Origin of the sequence: Actinomadura sp. NPDC048032 (genome assembly GCF_040653175.1) — a bacterium.
Taxonomy (GTDB): Bacteria; Actinomycetota; Actinomycetes; order Streptosporangiales; family Streptosporangiaceae; genus Spirillospora; species Spirillospora verrucosospora.
Genome location: NZ_JBEZJP010000726.1, coordinates 1 through 2,142 on the forward strand (window position 1 = coordinate 1; position 2,142 = coordinate 2,142).

At 74.0% G+C, this 2,142-nt stretch carries 3 protein-coding genes; all 3 read left to right on the top strand.

Annotation, left to right across the window (positions count from 1 at the left end; all coding sequences use genetic code 11):
* A partial coding sequence (locus tag AB0C69_RS41570) for a dihydrofolate reductase family protein (protein ID WP_360362278.1) occupies positions 1-348 on the top strand: 348 nt, incomplete at its 5' end.
* Entirely contained in the window at positions 341-769 is a 429-nt protein-coding gene (locus AB0C69_RS41575; RefSeq protein ID WP_353835471.1) for a deaminase, read from the top strand. The genes AB0C69_RS41570 and AB0C69_RS41575, both read left to right, overlap by 8 nt.
* A gap of 165 nt (positions 770-934) precedes the next feature.
* The coding region (locus AB0C69_RS41580) for an aldehyde dehydrogenase (RefSeq protein WP_360362281.1) at positions 935-2,142 on the top strand (1,208 nt) is incomplete at its 3' end.

The following is a 2,142-nucleotide window of genomic DNA, read 5'->3' on the forward strand; positions in this document are numbered from 1 at the left end:
GGCACGGCGGCCGGGCTGGCGGACCGGCTGGCCGGCCGCGCCGACGTCGTGGACGCCGGCGACCCGCTCGCGCTGGACGCGGTGCTCGGCGACCTCGCCGCCCGGGGCGTCCGGCGGCTGATGGTCGAGGGCGGCGGCGGGATCCACACGCTGTTCCTCACCGCCGACGCGGTGGACGAGCTGCAGCTCGTGGTCGCGCCGTTCTTCGTCGGCGACCCGTCGGCGCCGCGCTTCGTGCGGTCCGGAGTGTTCCCGCAGTCGCCCGCGCGCCCCATGCGGCTGCAGGAGGCCACCCGCATCGGCGACCTCGCCCTGCTGCGCTACCTGGTCGGGGGCGCGCGTGGATGACTTCGGCTGGCTGGCCCTGGCCTGCGACCTCGCGGCCCTGTGTCCGCCCTCGCGCACCGCGTTCTCGGTGGGCGCGGTCGTCGTCGGGGCGGACGGGCGGGAGGTCGCGCGCGGCTTCTCCCGCGAGCACGACCCGCACGACCACGCCGAGGAGGCCGCGCTCGCCAGGGCCGGCGGCGATGTGCCGGGCGCGACGGTCTACAGCTCCCTCGAACCGTGCGGGCACCGCGCGTCGCGCCCCCGCACCTGCGCGGAGCTGATCGTCGCCTCGGGCGCCCGCCGCGTCGTGTTCGCCTGGCGCGAGCCGGCCCTGTTCGCCGCGGGGACGGGCGCGGAGGTCCTCGCGGCCGCGGGCGTCGAGGCGGTCGAGCTGCCCGGGCTCGCCGAGCGCGCCCGCCGCCCGAACGCCCACCTGCTCTAGGAGGGGGCGAACCAGACGTGGGCGATCTCGGCCACGGCCCCGGTTCGACCAAATGAGACTCCAGTCTCATTCCTCTTGCCAACGCCCCGGGACGTCATGCGATGCTGTGGCCAAGCAAGCATTCGGTTACCCGCGTCGGCCCTCGGGCAGGGGAGGCACAGCAGCATGCGCGAGCACGATCGGCTGTTCATCGGAGGCGAGTGGGCCGCACCGGCCGGGACCGGCGTGATCGACGTCGTGTCCCCGCACACCGAGGAGGTCATCGGGCGGGTCCCCGAGGGCACCGAGGGCGACATCGACGCCGCCGTCGCGGCGGCCCGGCGCGCCTTCGACGAGGGCCCCTGGCCGCGGATGACCCCCGCCGAGCGCGCGGAGATCGTCGGCCGGCTCTCGGCGATCTACGCCGAGCGGCAGCAGGAGATGGCCGACCTCGTGACCGCCGAGATGGGGTCGCCCATCATGTTCTCGGTGTTCGGGCAGGCGGCCATCCCGCAGATGGTGCTCCAGTACTACGTCGACCTCGCCGCCTCCTACACCTGGGAGGAGGAGCGGCAGGGCATGCTCGGGCCGGTCACGGTCACCCAGGAGCCGGTCGGCGTCGTCGCGGCGATCGTCCCGTGGAACGTCCCGCAGTTCACGCTGATGCTCAAGCTCGCGCCCGCGCTCATCGCCGGCTGCACGGTCGTGGCCAAGCCCTCCCCCGAGACCCCCCTCGACTCCTACCTGCTCGCCGAGTGGATCCGCGAGGCGGGCGTCCCCGAGGGCGTCGTCAACTTCGTCCCGGCCGGGCGGGAGGTCGGCGCCTACCTCGTCGCCCACCCCGACGTCGACAAGGTGTCCTTCACCGGGTCCACCGCCGCCGGACGCAAGATCGGCGCGGTCTGCGGCGAGCAGCTCAAGCGGGTCACCCTCGAACTCGGCGGCAAGTCCGCCGCGATCATCCTGGACGACGCGGACCTGGCCTCCACCGTCGAGGGCTTCAAGCTGGCCTCGCTGATGAACAACGGCGAGGCGTGCGCCGCGCAGACCCGCATCCTGGCGTCCCGCCGCCGCTACGACGAGGTCGCCGACGCGCTCGCGACCATGGTGAGCGGCCTCAACGTGGGCGACCCGGCCGACTACGGCTGCGAGATCGGCCCGCTGGTCGCCAAGCGGCAGCAGGAGCGCGTGGAGAACTACATCCGGATCGGCCAGGACGAGGGCGCCAAGCTGATCACCGGCGGCCTGAACCGCCCGCACGACCGCGGCTGGTACGTCGCGCCCACCGTGTTCGGCGACGTCGGCAACGACATGCGCATCGCCCGCGAGGAGATCTTCGGCCCGGTGCTGGTCCTCATCCCCTACGAGGACGAGGCCGACGCCGTCAGGATCGC